At 63.6% G+C, this 16,585-nt stretch carries 16 protein-coding genes; 13 read left to right on the top strand and 3 right to left on the bottom strand.

Features of this window, described 5'->3' with window-relative positions:
* The first annotated feature begins 11 nt into the window (after positions 1-11).
* The 3 genes from CUTER_RS05380 to CUTER_RS11045 all read left to right on the top strand — a co-directional run bounded on the left by CUTER_RS05380 (position 12) and on the right by CUTER_RS11045 (position 4,256).
* A complete protein-coding gene (locus CUTER_RS05380) occupies positions 12-1,319 on the top strand; it encodes an anaerobic C4-dicarboxylate transporter (protein ID WP_047259562.1) in 1,308 nt (435 codons plus the stop codon).
* A gap of 75 nt (positions 1,320-1,394) precedes the next feature.
* Positions 1,395-3,053, top strand: coding sequence for a formate--tetrahydrofolate ligase (locus CUTER_RS05375; RefSeq protein WP_047259561.1), 1,659 nt, complete (start codon positions 1,395-1,397; stop codon positions 3,051-3,053).
* 705 nt (positions 3,054-3,758) lie between these two features.
* Complete coding sequence (locus tag CUTER_RS11045) at positions 3,759-4,256, top strand: helix-turn-helix domain-containing protein (protein ID WP_052844044.1); 498 nt, start codon at positions 3,759-3,761, stop codon at positions 4,254-4,256.
* Positions 4,257-4,611: 355 nt separating this feature from the next.
* Here CUTER_RS11045 and CUTER_RS12105 read toward each other — a convergent pair whose 3' ends face one another.
* The 3 genes from CUTER_RS12105 to CUTER_RS05360 form a co-directional block, all read right to left on the bottom strand.
* Positions 4,612-4,803 carry an integrase core domain-containing protein gene (locus CUTER_RS12105; protein WP_456236264.1) on the bottom strand — a complete coding sequence of 64 codons (192 nt, stop codon included), beginning with the start codon at positions 4,801-4,803 and terminating at the stop codon, positions 4,612-4,614.
* Positions 4,785-5,297 carry a hypothetical protein gene (locus CUTER_RS12100; RefSeq protein WP_456236263.1) on the bottom strand — a complete coding sequence of 171 codons (513 nt, stop codon included), beginning with the start codon at positions 5,295-5,297 and terminating at the stop codon, positions 4,785-4,787. The genes CUTER_RS12105 and CUTER_RS12100 overlap by 19 nt, the downstream gene beginning before the upstream one ends.
* Before the next feature lie 437 nt (positions 5,298-5,734).
* Positions 5,735-6,562 carry a RecB family exonuclease gene (locus CUTER_RS05360; RefSeq protein WP_047259559.1) on the bottom strand — a complete coding sequence of 276 codons (828 nt, stop codon included), beginning with the start codon at positions 6,560-6,562 and terminating at the stop codon, positions 5,735-5,737.
* A 17-nt stretch (positions 6,563-6,579) separates the two neighbouring features.
* Between CUTER_RS05360 and CUTER_RS05355 the strand changes: the two genes are divergently transcribed.
* The 10 genes from CUTER_RS05355 to tatC all read left to right on the top strand — a co-directional run bounded on the left by CUTER_RS05355 (position 6,580) and on the right by tatC (position 16,584).
* Entirely contained in the window at positions 6,580-7,773 is a 1,194-nt protein-coding gene (locus tag CUTER_RS05355) for a M18 family aminopeptidase (RefSeq protein ID WP_047259558.1), read from the top strand.
* A gap of 34 nt (positions 7,774-7,807) precedes the next feature.
* A complete protein-coding gene (locus tag CUTER_RS05350; protein ID WP_047259557.1) occupies positions 7,808-8,644 on the top strand; it encodes a tRNA (adenine-N1)-methyltransferase in 837 nt (278 codons plus the stop codon).
* 10 nt (positions 8,645-8,654) lie between these two features.
* Complete coding sequence (gene arc, locus CUTER_RS05345; RefSeq protein ID WP_144412269.1) at positions 8,655-10,148, top strand: proteasome ATPase; 1,494 nt, start codon at positions 8,655-8,657, stop codon at positions 10,146-10,148.
* 33 nt (positions 10,149-10,181) lie between these two features.
* Positions 10,182-11,720 carry a depupylase/deamidase Dop gene (gene dop / locus CUTER_RS05340; RefSeq protein WP_047259555.1) on the top strand — a complete coding sequence of 513 codons (1,539 nt, stop codon included), beginning with the start codon at positions 10,182-10,184 and terminating at the stop codon, positions 11,718-11,720.
* Between the two features lie 13 nt (positions 11,721-11,733).
* Positions 11,734-11,910 (top strand): ubiquitin-like protein Pup, encoded by a 177-nt coding sequence (locus CUTER_RS11300; protein ID WP_082121279.1) that lies wholly within the window; start codon positions 11,734-11,736, stop codon positions 11,908-11,910.
* A 20-nt stretch (positions 11,911-11,930) separates the two neighbouring features.
* Positions 11,931-13,235 (top strand): Pup--protein ligase, encoded by a 1,305-nt coding sequence (pafA, locus tag CUTER_RS05335; protein WP_082121400.1) that lies wholly within the window; start codon positions 11,931-11,933, stop codon positions 13,233-13,235.
* Positions 13,235-14,158: a helix-turn-helix transcriptional regulator gene (locus tag CUTER_RS05330; protein WP_047259553.1), complete on the top strand. Its 924-nt coding sequence runs from the start codon at positions 13,235-13,237 to the stop codon at positions 14,156-14,158. The genes pafA and CUTER_RS05330 overlap by 1 nt, the downstream gene beginning before the upstream one ends.
* On the top strand, positions 14,155-15,141 hold the full coding sequence (locus CUTER_RS05325; RefSeq protein ID WP_047259552.1) for a helix-turn-helix transcriptional regulator: 987 nt from the start codon (positions 14,155-14,157) through the stop codon (positions 15,139-15,141). Before CUTER_RS05330 ends, CUTER_RS05325 begins: the two co-directional genes overlap by 4 nt.
* Positions 15,142-15,190: 49 nt before the next feature.
* Positions 15,191-15,472 carry a Sec-independent protein translocase subunit TatA gene (gene tatA / locus CUTER_RS05320; RefSeq protein WP_047259551.1) on the top strand — a complete coding sequence of 94 codons (282 nt, stop codon included), beginning with the start codon at positions 15,191-15,193 and terminating at the stop codon, positions 15,470-15,472.
* 68 nt (positions 15,473-15,540) lie between these two features.
* Entirely contained in the window at positions 15,541-16,584 is a 1,044-nt protein-coding gene (gene tatC, locus CUTER_RS05315; RefSeq protein ID WP_236684770.1) for a twin-arginine translocase subunit TatC, read from the top strand.
* The last annotated feature ends 1 nt before the right edge of the window (position 16,585 follow it).

Here is a 16,585-nt window from a genome sequence, read left to right as displayed (position 1 = left end):
ATAATGGCTGGATGCTCTTTATCCATATCGCCATTGTGTTGGGCGCCATTATCCTTGGTGCCCGGCTCGGGTCCATCGCCATCGGCATGGCCGGCGGCCTCGGGGTACTCGCCCTGGGGCTGACCGGCATTCCGGTGACCCAGGAAGACATCCCCTTTGACGTTGTCGGAATCATCATGTGCGTCATTGCCGCCATCGCGGCGATGCAACGCGCCGGCGGATTGGATTACCTGGTCCACCGGGCCGAGGTCTTCCTGCGCCGCAACCCTAAGCGCATCACCCTGTGGGCGCCCATCGTTACCTGGTTCATGACGGTGGCCGCCGGAACGGGCCATACCGCGTATTCCACGCTGCCGGTCATCGTGGAGGTGGCGAAGGAGGGCAAAGTCCGCCCGTCGCGTCCGCTGTCGCTGGCTGTGGTCAGCTCGCAGATGGCCATCGTCGCGTCGCCGATCTCTGCCGCGGTGGTGTTCATGGCCTCAGTCCTCGAACCGTTCGGAGTGAGCTACCTGACGCTGCTCGCAGTCATGATCCCGGCGACGTTGCTGGCCATCATCCCAGTTTCCTTCCTCGTCAATCACCTCGGCCCGGAGCTCGACGAGGATCCGATCTACCAAGACCGGCTCGCCCGGGGACTCGTAGCCGCGCCGATCGCCAACCGGCAGTACAGCATCCCTCGCGGGGCGAAGGCGTCCGTCCTCGTGTTCCTCGCTGCCATCCTGGCGGTGGTGGCCTACGCTACCGCCATCAGCGAGCAGGTGGGGCTCATCTCGGAGCCGACGCTGCCGCGCAACGAAGCCATCATGACGATTATGCTCGCCGCCTCGACCATCATCATCCTCATCGCGAAAATCCCGGCCGCCGACGTCCTGTCCACCCAGGTGTTTCGCTCAGGGCTGTCCGCCGCGATCTGCGTTCTCGGCGTGGCGTGGTTGGGGACGTCGCTCATTAACTACTATCTCGACGACATTGAGGGCATCGCCGCCACGGTTCTCGACTCCCAGCCGTGGCTACTCAGCGTCGTCCTGTTCTTCGCCGCGTGCCTGCTGTATTCGCAGGCGGCGACCGCCAAGGCGCTCATTCCGGCAGCACTGGCCATCGGCGTGAGCCCGCTTACGGCCCTCGCGGCATTCCCGGCCGTGTCCGCGCTGTTCGTCCTGCCGACGTATCCCACGCTTCTCGCCGCGGTGGAAATGGACGATACCGGGTCAACAAAAATCGGAAAGCTCGTGTTTAATCACTCCTTCCTCGTCCCCGGAGTGCTCACCATCGTACTATCGATAGTGATGGCCTACGCCATAGGTGCGGTGCTGGTTTAAACCACGCCGGGTTGCCCGGGATGTGTTACTCGCAGCACGTGCCTCCCTGCTACCCGAGAAGGAGACGCAACCAACGTGCTATCCGACGTAGAAATCGCCCAGGCCCACACTCTGGAACCCATCACCGATATCGCCGAACGCGCGGGACTACCGGCCGACGCCGTCACGACGTACGGCCCCACCAAGGCAAAGGTGGACATCACCAAGATTGACCTGGACCAGGAGCCCGGCCAGCTGGTCCTCGTCACCGGCGTTTCTCCCACCCCGGCCGGAGAAGGCAAGTCCACGGTGCTCATCGGCCTGGCCGATGCACTGTCCCAGCGCGGCAAGAAGACCGTCGTCGCCCTGCGCGAGCCCTCCCAAGGACCCGTCATGGGAATCAAGGGCGGCGCCGCAGGTGGCGGATACTCCCAGGTGGTGCCGATGGAGGAGATCAACCTCCATTTCACCGGGGACTTCCACGCGATCGCGGCGGCCAATAACACCCTCGCCGCCATCATCGACAACCACATCCACCAGGGCAACTCCCTGGGAATCGACCCGCGTCGCGTGACGTGGCAGCGCTGCCTCGACGTCAACGACCGTGCCCTGCGCAACGTCATCATTGGCCTGGGAGGCAAGGTCAACGGCGTCCCCCGCGAAACCGGATTCACCATCACCGCCGCCTCCGAGATCATGGCGATCCTCGGTTTGGCCACTTCCTTGGAGGACCTCAAGCGCCGCCTGGGCGCCATCACCATCGGTTTCTCCTACGACGGTGAGCCCATCACCGCCGCGCAGCTCCAGGCCGACGGCGCGTTGACCGCGTTGATGAAGGACGCCCTCAATCCCAACCTCGTGCAGACCCTCGGCGGCACTCCGGCGTTCGTCCACGGCGGTCCCTTCGCCAACATCGCCCACGGCTGCAACACGCTGCTGGCTACCCGCACCGCGCTGGCCTACAGCGACGTCACCCTCACCGAAGCCGGATTCGGCTCCGACCTCGGCGCCGAGAAGTTCTTCGACATCAAGGCCCGCTTCGGTGACCTCTCGGTCGCAACCGTGGTGATCGTCAGCACGATCCGCTCCATCAAGTACAACGGTGGGGTAGCGCGCCCGGATCTCAACGAGGAGAACCTCGACGCTCTGCGTGCCGGCATCGTCAACCTGGAACGCCACGTGGACAACGTCCGCAAGTTTGGTGCCACCCCAGTCGTGGCGGTCAACCTCTTCACCTCGGACACCGAGGCGGAGCGGGAGTTCATGAAGCAGTGGGCCGAGGACTTCGGCGTTGCCCTCGCCGAGGCCGACGTGTGGGCCAAGGGCGGCGACGGGGCACTGGAGCTCGCCGACGCTGTCCTCGCCAGCCGCAGCGACACCCCGTCGACGCAGCTCTACGACCCGTCAGCTGGTGTGCGCGCGTCCATCGAGACGATCGCCAAGGAGATCTACCACGCCGATCGCGTCGAGTACTCCCCGCAGGCGGAAAAGGACATCGCCACGCTCGAAGCCAACGGCTGGGACCAGATGCCCGTGTGCATCTCCAAGACTCAGTACTCGTTTAGCGATGACCCGGCCGCGCTAGGCGCCCCGAGCGGTCACACCCTGCACGTACGCGAGCTCCTGCCGCGTACCGGCGCCGGGTTCATCGTGGTCCTGACGGGCGCTGTCATGACCATGCCGGGCCTGCCGAAGAAGCCGGCGGCGAACAATATCGACGTCGATTCAGCCGGCGTCATCTCCGGACTGTTCTAAGGGTCGGAGTCTCTCCACCGTACCGAGCGGGCAGCTGAGCTCGTGCCCAGGTCTTAGCCAAGGCGGAGACCTGGGTTTTCGGCTTTCCGGAGGATAGCCGATACGACCAAGCCACCGAACGATAACAAAACGATCACGAATTCATGGTATTTCGATAATCCATCCAGATGGCCGCTGAAAGACCGCTAGAGTTCTCCTTGGATACAAGCAGCGTCCCACGAACGACCGAGAGATGGAGAAATACCGTGAAGGCTAAGACGATTTCAATCTACGCCACCACACTGGCAGCCACGCTGGTGGCATATGTAGCTACAGTGCTCGCCCAAAATGGAAGCCCGGCGACCGCAGCTGGCTGGATGAGCTTTGCAGCTGTGGGAATCGTAGTATCACTTCTGGCGACAGTGGTAATAGGGTCACTTCTAGTCACCAAAGCCCGAGGTTCGTTGAGAAACTCCGTGAGGAGAGGTTCTGGCCACGGTCAGTAGTCGGCAGGGTGTGAATGGTTCACCGGATGGCGATTGGCCGTAGGGTTGGAGACGGTTCGACTCCTCCCACATCTCAGGTTTGGTGGTGAGTCGAATCTCCAATTCTGCTAGGCTCCTGCCACTTCGTGTACACACGACACCCGCCCCGCGAGGGGTGCTCAGGCACGAAGAGCCGGTAGACTAGCGACTGTATGAACAGTTGCCTAGGAGTGCGAGTTTTATGAGCGGGTTAACACCAGAGATAGTGATGCAACTAATGGAAGCCGGTGAGTCTCAATCGGCTATCGCTAGGACGTTCAAGGTTTCACGGCAGTATGTCCATAAGCTCGCTAAGCAGGGAGGTCACAAGTCTGAAAACGTTGGGAGAATTGTCACGGACAATTTGCCGTGGGAAGTCCCAACTGAATGGCAGGACGGGTCACTCTATTATGTGATTAGACTTCTGGCTCACTATAACAGTGGACTGTATGAGATATCGCCTTCCAGCCTTGAACGGGTTAACGCGCTGGTCAAGAGGCTAAAGCTGTTTCAACAGGTCATTGACTACGATCCCCGCTACCCTGCAGTAAAGGGGCTTTCCAGCAAACCGGGTTTTGCGTACGTGCCACGCACCCCCGAAGACGAAGGCATGGCCATCAAAATCCGCCCCGGTATTCGACTCACCGACGAAGGGAGGAAGCTATGGGCCATGCCGAAAGAACTACCCGAAAGTATCTAAAATGTGATATCTCAAGACATGTGTGACAGTTCTGCCTCAAGACATCAGTGATAGTTGGTGTCTCACGACATCAGTGACACAAGCTGAGAGTCATCGATGATCCACCTGGCGTAGGACTTGCCGATATAGCTGACCCGGGTAGCAGGCCACTGGTACTCCATGTGGACCTCACCGCTGTTGGCGGTGAGGTCCACCGTATGAACATCCCAGGCCACTATCACAGGCGACCCCACGGGCAGCTGAGGCACCCACAGTTGCACTCCTGCAATGCCCACCGTCCCGGAAGCATTCACCATCCTGGGCTTATGCCCCGTTGGCATTCTCACCCCCCATAGAGCCCCGCTAGGGGTATCACCTACCTCCGGTGGGTGGTGGTCGTCTGCTTCGGTTGTGGTGGCGCAGCAACAGCAGTGGCGTTCCACGCCATCGCCGGGGTCATACGTCCCGGTAACCGGTGGTGAGGGCGGTGATTGTTGTAGTACTGATCGAACTGATCGAGCATGCGCTGAAGTTGCTGAAGGGTTGAGGCTAGGGGGCGTTTGTCCAGCCATCGAAATAGCGTTTGATGGAACCGCTCGTTTTTCCTTGGGTGGTTGGTGTATACGGCTTGCCGGTGATCGCTTCGACTCCGCCTGCGGTGACGTGTTGGCTCAGCCCGGCGCTGATCTCTCGCCGGGTGGGGTTTAGTGCCAGGGCGTTATCAGTCAACAGTCGCTGTGGTAGTCCGCAGCGGGCCACGCCTATGGTGAAGACCTCGATAGCTGCAGCAGTGGTTTCTCCGGCCGCAGCGAGAGAGGCGATAGCAAGACGGGAGTGGTCATCTTGCAGCTGGAAGATGATGCATTTCTTCCCACCAGCAAGAACATACTCTGTCCCATCGAGTTGCCAGCAGGCGTTGGGGGCTGGGTAGACAAACCGCCGATACGCTGATCGTGGCTTCTTACGAGGCTGTGGGTGTGATTGCTCACGCTCGCGGAAGGTCCTGGCTAAAGAAGCAATCGATGGCGAAGGCAGTGCCAGGGCGGTCATCTTGTCGTACACCGAGATCGGACCGCAATCCAGCCCGGAGGCGTCAAGAGCGCGTCGTTAAGCCGCGGCGTGGTCGTTGATCGCTTCGTCGAGCTTGGTTGGGCTGGTGTGCGGACGCCTGGATTTCGGATCCAGGATCGCGTTTGGGCCTTCGGATACAGCGCGTGAACGGTAGCCTGTAGAAGGTCTGGAGCGAGATGCCATGGGCAGCGCAGAACGCGCTCACCGCGCCTCGTTCGGCGTCTTATGGCCACGGCGTAATCGCTAAGCGGATCTTCGGATCGATGGGTTCTACGCGTTTGGTCACCCGATCGATCCAAGCCGACGTGTCACACCCTCCCTAGCCGGTTGTGTCACACATGTCTTGAGGCAGAACTGTCACTGCAGTCCTGATACATAACACGTCTGAAGTGATCTTCCGTAAAGTTGGCTAGGAGGGCCATCGGAACCTACTTTGCTAAGTTCTGGTGGGTTGAGTGATCCGCCGTGGACCCCGGCCAGCCGGGGTATTCCGGTGGAACTCCGCCGAACTCTGGGCACAGCTCGCGGTAATCGCACCAGTCGCACAGCTTGGACGTCTTTGGCCGGAAGCGGCCGCTGCGGCCGTCGGCTACGATCTTCTCCCATAGCTCGGCGAGATCGCGCTCGAAGGCCTCCAGTTCCTCCGGGGACGGGCTGAGCACCAGGTCGTCGAGCACCTTCAGGTACATGAGGCGAAGCAGGTCCGGAACGCGGCCCGTCGTACGCCAGTAGACGAGTGCATAGAACCGCATCTGGAAGTAGGCGTTGAAGGAGTACCGGGGGTGGGGCTTCTTACCCGTCTTGTAATCGACCACGCGCACCTCGCCCGTCGGAGCGGTATCCACGCGGTCGATAAAGCCTCTCACCGGCACCCGGCTGGGCAGGATCTCCTCGAAGTATTTCTCCGTAGCGTCGCAGTCGAAGCCGCCGGGGTTTTCCATCCGAAAATAGCCTCGTACCAGGTCGCGGCAATCGTTGAAGAAGACGTCCTCGTCGTCGATGGCGTGCTCAATGCCTGAGTCCTTGGCCAGCATCTCGGCGTAGGTCGGCTTGATGAGCTTCACTGCTGCGGGAAATGTCCGGTCAGCCCGGGGCAGCTGGTGCAGTTTTTCCAGCACCGCGTGGACGAGGTTGCCCTTGACGAGGTGTTCCTTCGGCTCCTGCGGGATTTTGTCGATAGCGCCGAGCCGGTACTTCAGCGGGCACTGCAAGTAATCCAGGGCACGGGAGGGGGACAGGGCAAGGGGAGAGGGCATGTTGCTAACTTTAGGACATGGCTGTAGCACGAGACCTCCGTGAATTTTTGGTCGCTTCCCCGAGCGCCTTCCACGCGGCCCACGAGGTCGCCCGCCACCTGGGGTTCCCCCGCCAACTCGAACAGGACAACTTCGACGCCTCTGTGGGTGGGCACACCATCATCCGCGGCGGGGCAGTGGTGTCCTACGTCATCCCGCCCAACCCGCGCGGCGTGCGCATCATCGGGGCTCATACGGATTCCCCGGGGCTGATGCTCAAACCGCGGCCGGACTACCAGGCCTTCGGCTTCGACCAGGTAGGGGTGGAAGTCTATGGCGGGCCGATCCTGGAGAGTTTCTTCGACCGGGAGCTCACTGTCGCTGGGCGGGTGGTGCTGCTCGACGGCACCGAGCACCTCGTGTCCACCGGCCCGGCGCTGCGCTTGGCGAATCTCGCCATCCACCTGGGCCGGGAGGACATCGACCGACAGGCACACCTGAGCCCGATCTCGCTTGTCGGGCCGATCATGGAGGCGGTAGCAGGGGAGCTCGGCGTGGAGGTGACGGATATCGCCGGCCATGAGCTCATTACCGTCGACGCCCAGCCGGCGGCGATCACCGGAGACGTGGTGACCTCGGCGCGCCTCGATAATCTCTCCTCGGTGTTCGCCGGCATGATCGCCTTAGAGCGGGCGGCGCGCGACGTCGGTGAGCTAGACGACGTCGTCGTCCTTGCCGCCTTCAATCATGAGGAAGTCGGCTCCGCCAGTGCGCAGGGTGCGGCGGGATCGCTCTTGGAGGACCTTCTGTATCGCCTGGCTGGGGCGCTGGGGAAGGATCCGCGCCAGCTCATCGCGGCGTCGAGTTGCGTGTCTGCCGATGCGGCGCACTCGATCCACCCGAACTATCCCCACAAGCATGATCCTCAGCACCGGCCGGTGCTGGGAGCGGGTCCAGTCACCAAGGTCAACGCGAATCAGCGCTACGCCTCCGACGCGGCGACCATTGCCCTGTGGGAGCGGGCGAGCGCCGGCATTGACCACCAGGTGTTCGTGAGCAATAACTCGGTGCGCTGTGGTTCCACCATCGGCCCCATCACGGCTACTCGGTTGGGCATCCCCACGGTGGACGTGGGTGTGCCGCTGCTGAGTATGCACTCGGCGCGGGAAATGATGAGCCTGCGCGATGAGATATCGCTCATCGACGCCCTTGAGGCATACTTGACTTCCTAGATCGAACGTAATCTCCGACGGAAAGACGCATCCCGTGGCATATTCTGGCCCCTTCCAACCCGGCGACAAGGTCCAGCTCACGGACCCAAAGCGCCGTCACTTCACCTTCGAACTCACTCCCGGCGCGCATTTCCACACGCACAAGGGCATGATCGCCCACGATGAGATCATTGGGTCGGATGAGGGATCCGTGGTCACCTCCACGATGGGCACGGATTTCCTCTGCTTCCGCCACCTCATGGTGGACCACGTATTGTCCATGCCGCGGGGCGCGGCGGTGATCTATCCGAAGGACACTGGCCAGATCCTCGTGGAGGGCGATATCTTCAGCGGCGCGCGCGTCCTGGAGGCCGGCGCCGGATCCGGCGCGTTGTCGATGGCGCTGCTGCGCGCCGTGGGGGAGAAAGGGCACGTCTTTTCCTATGAGCTTCGCGAGGACCACCTCAGCTTCGCGATTGATAACGTCACCGAATACTTCGGGCAGCAGCCGGAGCATTGGTCTCCGCGCCTCGGGGACTTCGGCGAGGTCACCCCGGAGGACCTGGGTGGGCCAGTGGATCGCGTCATCCTGGACATGGTGGAGCCATGGCATTTCCTGGAGACGGTGAAAAACGTCCTCATCCCCGGCGGGGTGTTCATGACCTACGTGGCCACTGTGCCGCAGCTGATGAACATCATGGAAGGCATCCGTGCGCAGCAGTGCTTCACGGAGCCGCGCGCGTGGGAGACGCTGCTGCGTGAGTGGCGCGTTGAGGGCCTGGCCACCCGCCCGGAGCACCGGATGAATGCCCACACCGCCTTTTTGGTGATGACGCGCCGGCTGGCCGATGGCGTCACCCCGCCGCGGCCGCAGCGCAAGGCCCGACGCTAACCTGGGGCTTATGTCCGAAACCACCGTTTCTCTCCGGCAGGACAACGCCGAGCTCAAGCGCGAGGTCCGGGCGCTCGGCCTGCGCAACACGAAGCTCGCCGAGATGCTCAAGGCTTCCCGAGATCGGCTCGCACAGATGAACGCCCAGGTGGAGGCCCTGGCGGAGCCGGCCTCGACGTTCGGTGTGGTGCTGGCGGTACCCTGCCCCGGCCAGGCGGACATCTCCACTCAGGGCCGGCGTATGCGGGTCAAGGTGTCCCCGAATGTCGCTGAGCTCACGCCCGGGGCCCTGGTGCGCTTGGGGGAGGGCTACGTCGTCGTGGAGGATTGCGGCTTCGCCGCCGCCGGGGATTTGTTCACGCTCGTGGAGAAGATCGGCCCGGACCGGGCGGTGGTGCAGGGCCCGCAGGGCGACGAGCACCTTGTCCACCTCGCCGCCGCGCTCACGGACGGAGCCCGGGCGGGCGATACCGTTCTCGCAGACGTCAAGGCCGGAGTGGCCGTGGAGAAGGTGGATAAGGCGGAGATCACCCAGCTGGCTCTAGAGGAGGTCCCGGACGTCACCTTCGCCGACATCGGCGGGCTCGACGCGCAGATCGAGCAGATCCGCGACTCCGTGGAGCTGCCTTTCGCCCACCCGGAGCTGTTCCGTTCCTATCAGCTCACCCCGCCGAAGGGGGTGCTGCTCTATGGTCCACCGGGCAACGGAAAGACGATGATCGCCAAGGCCATCGCCCATTCCCTCGGCTCCGACGGGTCCTACTTTCTCAACGTCAAGGGCCCGGAGCTGCTCAACAAGTACGTCGGCGAGACCGAACGCCGCATCCGGCTTATCTTCGAGCGCGCCCGGGAGCTGGCCGGTGAGGGCCGCCCGGTCATCATTTTCTTCGACGAGATGGAGTCCCTGTTTCGTACCCGTGGTTCGGGGGTGAGCTCGGATATGGAGACCACCATCGTCCCGCAGCTGCTCACCGAGATGGACGGGGTGGAGGACTTAAGCAATGTCATCATCGTCGGGGCCACGAACCGCGAGGAGCTAATTGACCCAGCTATTCTGCGCCCCGGGAGGTTGGACATTAAGGTGCGCATCGGCCGGCCGGACCGGGCAGGGGCGGCGGACATCGTCGCTCGCCATCTCACCGAGGCCACCCCGCACGACGGCGACTTGGCCGACCTCACGGCGACGATCGTCGACGCTCTCTTCGCTCCCAAGCAGTACGTGGAACTCACCCTCGCTGATGGCAGCACCGAAACGCTGTACTATCGGGATTTCGTGACCGGGGCGATGATCGCCAACGTCGTGGACCGGGCGAAAAAGGCGGCCATTAAGGACCACCTCGCCGGCGTGAGCACGGCCGGTGTGTCGGCGCGGCATCTTATCGACGCGGTGGCCGCCGAGCAGAGTGAGAGCGAGGACCTGCCGAACACGGCGTCCCCGGACGAGTGGAGCCGGATCACCGGCCGCCACGGCCTTCGAGTGGTGTCCGCGCGCGTTCTGACCTAGATCCCGCGGGCGCCTCGGATATTCTGGTTCATTATGACGCGTTTTATGGGAACCGAGACCGAATACGGAATAGCCACGCCGTCGCGTCCGCAACTCAGCCCGATTATCACCTCTACCCACGCCGTCGTCTCCTATGCGGCGCTGCGCACCGGGGCCCGCTCCCGGTGGGACTACCAGGACGAGGAGCCGTTGGCCGACGCCCGCGGTTTCAACCTCCGCCGCTATCACACGGTGCCGGTCGTTGAGGCGGACACCATCGGGGTGGCTAATGTGATGACCGCCAGCGGCGCCCGCTTTTATGTGGACCACGCCCACCCCGAATACTCCAGCCCGGAGGTGTCTAACGCCTTCGACGCGATGGTGTACGACGCCGCCGGGGATCTGGTCCTGCACCGCTGCGTGAAGGACCTCGCCGAGTTACACGCCCAAGGCGTGTCGGTGCTCAAGGGCCACGATCCCTGTCCGCCGCTGAAGATCTACAAGAACAACGTCGACGGCAAGGGTGCTTCCTACGGCAGCCACGAGAACTACCAGTACTCGCGGAGCATCGACTTCGACGTCGTCGCGCAGGCGCTCATCCCGTTTTTCACCACCCGCCAGGTCATCATCGGCGCTGGCAGGATGGGCATCGGCCAAAACTCCGAGCGGCCCGGTTTCCAGATCTCCCAACGCGCGGACTACATCGAGCAGGAGATCTCGCTGGAGACGACGCTCAACCGGGGCATCGTCAACACCCGCGACGAGCCGCACGCCGCCCCGGCGCAGTTTAGGCGCCTGCACACCATCGTCGGCGATGCGAATATGTCTCAGTACTCCGCCTTCCTCAAGATGGGCATGACCGAGCTGGTCCTGGACGCCATCGAGGACGGCGTGGACTTCACCGACCTGCGGCTAAGCAATGCCGTCGCGGAGATCAAGGCCGTCTCCCACGACCTCAGCCTCACCCACCGGCTGCAGTTGCGCGACGGCCGGCGCCTGACCGCGATAGAGATCCTGCGCGTCTACCTCGACCGCGTCCACCCGGCCACGACGGTGCAGCGACGCGTCGCGAAGCTGTGGGACGAGGTGCTCACCGACCTTGCCCGGGACCCGCTGAGCACCGCGGACCGGTTGGATTGGACCGCCAAGTACGCGCTCATCTCCCGCTACCTGGACCGGGGAGTAGCGCTAGATGACGCCAAGCTCGCGCTCGTCGACCTGCAGTACGCGGACATCGACCCACAACGGTCGCTTTATCACGCGCTGGTGCGCTCAGGCAGGATGCGCACTCTTGTCGACGCGGAGGCCATCGCCCGCGCCGTCGACACGCCGCCGTCGGACTCGCGAGCCTATCTCCGGGGCCGGCTGTGTGCTCGCTTCCCGGAGGACGTGGTTTCCGCGTCGTGGCTGCACATCACCCTCGCCACGACGGCGGGCACGGCGGTCATCGCCCAAACCGCTGTCGATGGCGGCACCCGGGAGCTGGTGGGTGACCTCGTCGAATCGGCCACCAGCGTTGATGAACTCGTCGCCGGCCTTGTTAACGCGGGCGTGGACGTCGTTCTAAGCGATAATCTATCTACAACACGTTAGGAGAGTCTTTTAAATGGCACAGCAACAGATGTTCGGTTCCGGCGGCAACGACGACGCCTCCTCCGAGGCCCAGTCCGCCGGCCAGGTGCACCTCACCGGCGCCGACGATCTCCTCGACGAGATCGACAGCCTGCTGGAGAACAACGCCGAGCAGTTCGTCCGTTCCTACGTGCAAAAGGGCGGGCAGTGACCGTCTTCACCCGCCGCATCATGGGGGTGGAGACGGAGTATGGCATCGCCGGGGCGCTCAGCCCCGAGGAGACAGCCCGCTACCTGTTCCGCCCCCTGGTGGCGCGCTATTCGTCGACGAATATCTTCACGCACAACGCGGGCCGGTTGTACCTGGACGTCGGCTCTCATCCGGAGGTCGCCACTGCGGAGTGCGACAGTGTCGGGCAGCTGCTGCGTTACGAACGCGCCGGCGACGCCACCGTCAACCGGCTAGCCCTCACCGCCGAGCAAGCCCTTCAAGCGGAGGGGATCTCCGGGTCGGTGTACTTGTTCAAGAACAACGTCGACTCAGTGGGCAACTCCTACGGCTGCCACGAAAACTACCTCCTCGGCCGCGACATGGTGCTTAAGACCCTCGGCACGAAACTGCTGCCCTTCCTCATCACCCGCCAGCTCATCTGCGGGGCTGGGCTGTACCGGGACGGGACCTTCCTGCTGTCCCAGCGGGCGGACCAGGTGTGGGAGGGCATCTCCTCGGCGACGACGCGCGCCCGGCCGATCATCAACACCCGCGACGAACCGCACGGGGATTCCCAACGTTTCCGCCGAATGCACGTCATCGTCGGCGATTCGAACATGTCTGAGCCGACGTTCGTCCTCAAGATCGCTTCGACGCTGCTGGTCCTGGAGATGATGGAGGCAGGCTTCGACCTGCCGAGCCTGGAGCTAGCGAACCCGATTAAGCACATCCGCGACATCGCCCGCGATGCCTCCGGGGCTACGCCGCTGCTGCTGAAGTCGGGGACCACCATCTCGGCGCTGGCCGTTCAGCAGATTTATTGCGACGCCGCGACCCGGTGGCTCGACGAGCGCCCGGCCGAGGCGGCAGACCCCGAGCTGACTTACGCCGTTGACCTGTGGGCCCGGACGCTGCGCGGCATCGAGACCGGAGACCTCGCAGGCGTGGCCACCGAGATCGATTGGGTGATAAAGAAAACCCTGCTTGACCGCTACGCCGGGCGAGCGTCGGAGGCGAAGCTGCGCCAGATTGACCTCGCCTACCACGACATCCGCCCCGGACGCGGCCTACACAGCGTGCTGGTGTCCCGCGGTTTGGCCCGACGCCTGACCACCGACGAGGACATCGCCGACGCCGTCGAGCACCCGCCGGCCACGACCCGTGCCGCACTCCGGGGGGCGTTTCTCACCCGTGCTGACGCCGTCGGCGCCCGCGTCACCGTGGACTGGGTTCGCCTCAAGCACGAGTTCAACCAGGTGGAGCTGCCTGACCCGTTTACCAACGTCGACGAGCGCGTCGATGCCCTCATCGAAGGGCTGGGGTGATGGCTCGGTACGACTCGATGCTTGGCCGCCAGGTCAATCTCACCTTCGCCCTGCTCAACGAGACCCGTCCGCGCTCCTACTCGTGGGTGTTAAATAACGTCGACGGATACGAGGACATCAAATCCGAGAACACTGTCGCCCGCGATATCAAGGCGTTGCGCGCCACCGGGGTTCCCATTCGGGTGGACAAGGACCGGCGCGTCGCGCTCAACGTCGATTCCTACGCGCTGACGCCCATCGAATTCAACGCCGACGAGGCGAATACGATCGCCATCGCTGGGCAACTCGGCCACGACAGTGCCCTCGGCGCCTTCGCGAATTCCGGGTGGACGAAACTCGCCGCCTCAGGAGCGGAGCGGGACTTCGCCAGCGCCCGCACGGGCCATGTTCCCCGCCTGACGAAGGAAAACGATGTCATACGCATCAACCCGGACATCATCGAGCGGCTGCTCATGGCCATCAAGTACAAGCTCAGTATCACCTTCAGCTATCACCCGGCCGGCGACGCACCCGCGCAGCACCGCCGAATGGATCCGTGGAGCCTGGTCCCGCTTGACGGGCGGCTGTACCTCGTCGGCCACGACCTGGACCGCGACGATACCCGATGCTTCCGCGCCATCCGCGTCAGTGACGTCAATAGCTGCGGCAAGTCCACACACGCCGTCCCGGAGAAAAGCCTCGTCGACGTGGTGCGAGAGAACCTCCAATCCTTCCGGGTACTCGTCGACGTTCGGCTTCGCGTGGCCGAAGGAGTAGCGACCGAATTCGGTCAGCCCGTCGACGGGATCATCGAGCTGTCGCAGGTCAACGCCGACGACATCGCCCGTACCGCAGCGGCCTACGCCCCCGGCGTCATCGTCGAATCGCCCGAAAGCGTGCGCGAGCACGTCATCAACCTGCTCAGGGAGGCACAGAGGTCATGACCGCATCCGGCGCTGCCAACTATCAGCATGACCGCTACCTCGAGCTGGTCCGCGCCCTGAACATCGTGCCCTACCTGCGGGCTCACCCCACCCACACCGCCTTCGAAGCCGCGATAAACCTGGGAATGAAACCCAGCGATGCCTTCCGCGCCCTCCAGCGGGCGCATATCTCCGGAGTGGCCAACAGCACCGGCCCCCTGCTTGAACTAGCCTTCGAAAGCAGCGACCCGTTTGTGGGGCCGATGAACCAAGGGGCGGTCACACCGCTGCGGCTAACCACACGTGAAGCCACCGCCTTGCTGCTCATGCTGGAGCACCTTGAGGACCACCTCATCGATCCGACTGCGGCGCGTAGCGCGGCCGCCAAAATCCGGGCGGCGAAGTCCCAGATCACCGCCGGGCTGCCGGACACCGACCCGGACGTGAGAGATCCCGATCTGGCGGTCGTCACCGAGGCGCTTCACGGCCGGCGCCGGCTGGCGATGACGTATTGGAACGCCTCCCGGTTGGCCAGCGAACAACGCCTCGTCGACCCAGTGCGTCTCGTGGTCCGCGATGGGGAGACCTATTTGCTGGCGTGGGATGACTCCCGCGGGGAGCACCGGAGTTTCCGGCTCGACCGGATCAGCGACCCGTCGGTCACAGACGAGCGCGCTAACCCGCACCACAAGCTGGTGCCCGACGATCCCTTCGCTTTTAGCCACAACGCCACGGTGCGCATCCAGCGGCGAGCGTTATGGCTGCAGGACTACGTGCCCCTCGCCGTCAGTGATAGCGCCACAGTGTGTGAGGCGAGGGCGGAAGAGACCGACGGCGAGGAGTCCGTCCTCGCCGAACTCGCCTACGGCTCCAGGGACTGGCTCATTCGCTTCTGTCTGAGTCATGCCGACCGGTTGACCCTGCTCAGTCCGGCGGATGCGGCCGCGGAGGTAGCTCGTCGAGCAAAACTCGGCCTCGCCGGATACGATGAACAATCGACCTAGCCAGCTAGGCTGGTATCCCGGAAACTAGTCAACGTGAAAGGTGGCCCTGATGAACCTCGGCCCGTGGGAAATCGCCATCATCCTTCTCATCATCTTGCTTCTTTTCGGAGCCAAAAAGCTGCCGGACCTGGCTCGCTCCGTCGGCCGCTCCGCTCGCATCTTCAAGTCCGAAGTCAAGGAGATGAAAAACGAGGACGCCCCGCAGGTGCAGCCGCAGCCGCAGCCTGATTTCTGGGATCGCCCTGAAAACCAGCCGCGTCAGATCGCGCAGGATCCGCAGCAGCCGCCCGCGCAGAACTACCTGCCGAACCAGCAGCAGACCCAGCAGTAGAATCACCGACCTCCCGGCTTGGGTTCACCGCCCGAGAGGACTGTCGCGACGCGTCTGCTAGGAGTTCCATGGCACTGAAGAACAAGCTTCGGCGGCGGCCGAAGAATCCCACCGGCGAGATGACCCTCGTCGAGCACCTGCAAGAGCTGCGCCAGCGGCTCATCTTCGCGGTGCTCTTCTTGCTCGTCGGCACCATCGTCGGCTTCATTTGGTACGGCTGGGCGCCCCCGGGGTTCATCACCCTCGGTGAGATCATCCGTGGGCCGTACTGCTCACTGCCGCCGGAATACCGCGCCGATCTCACCGGAGACGGCGAATGCCGCCTGCTGGCCACCTCGCCGATGGAGATGTTCATGCTGCGCCTCAAGGTCGGTGCACTGGCCGGCGCAGTACTGTCCTCTCCGTTTTGGCTCTACCAGATCTGGGCGTTTATCACCCCGGGTCTGCTCAAGAACGAACGCCGTTACACCATTGTCTTCGTCGGCCTCGCGGTGACGCTCTTCGTCATTGGCGCGGTGCTGGCGTACTTCGTGTTGGACTTCGGCCTGTTGTTCCTCACGGGAATCGGCCAGGAGACGCAGGTGGCGGCATGGACCGGTGAAAAGTACTACAACCTGGTGCTGACGTTGCTGGTGGTCTTCGGCGTCGCCTTCGAGGTGCCGCTCATCATCGTCTCCCTCAACGCCATCGGGCTGCTGGAGTACGCCGCGATCAGGGGCAAGCGCCGGATCGTCTGGGTGCTGGTCTTCATCTTCGCGGCGTTGCTCTCCCCGGGTGGCGACCCGTATTCGATGCTCGCACTCGGCGTATCGGTCGGCCTGCTCGTGGAGATGGCGTTCCAATTCTGCCGCTGGAACGACAAGCGCCACGGGATGAACGCCGAGGAGTTTGCGGACCTCAGCGACGACGAGGCGTCGCGCCTCGACTACACCCCGGCGGCGGTGGACCCGGCTGAGCCGATCGCGGCGCCAGCGACCGCCCCCGCTATGACCGCACCCGTAGCCGCCCCGGCGCCCGTGAAGGAGCCGAGCCCGGCTCCCACCCAGGCGGCCCGCCCGTCCGGCACTTTCGACTCCGCACCGTCGACGAGTTACTTTGACGACGTACTCTAGG

Origin of the sequence: Corynebacterium uterequi (assembly GCF_001021065.1) — a bacterium.
Taxonomy (GTDB): Bacteria; Actinomycetota; Actinomycetes; order Mycobacteriales; family Mycobacteriaceae; genus Corynebacterium; species Corynebacterium uterequi.
This window is presented reverse-complemented; position numbering and strand designations above follow the sequence as displayed.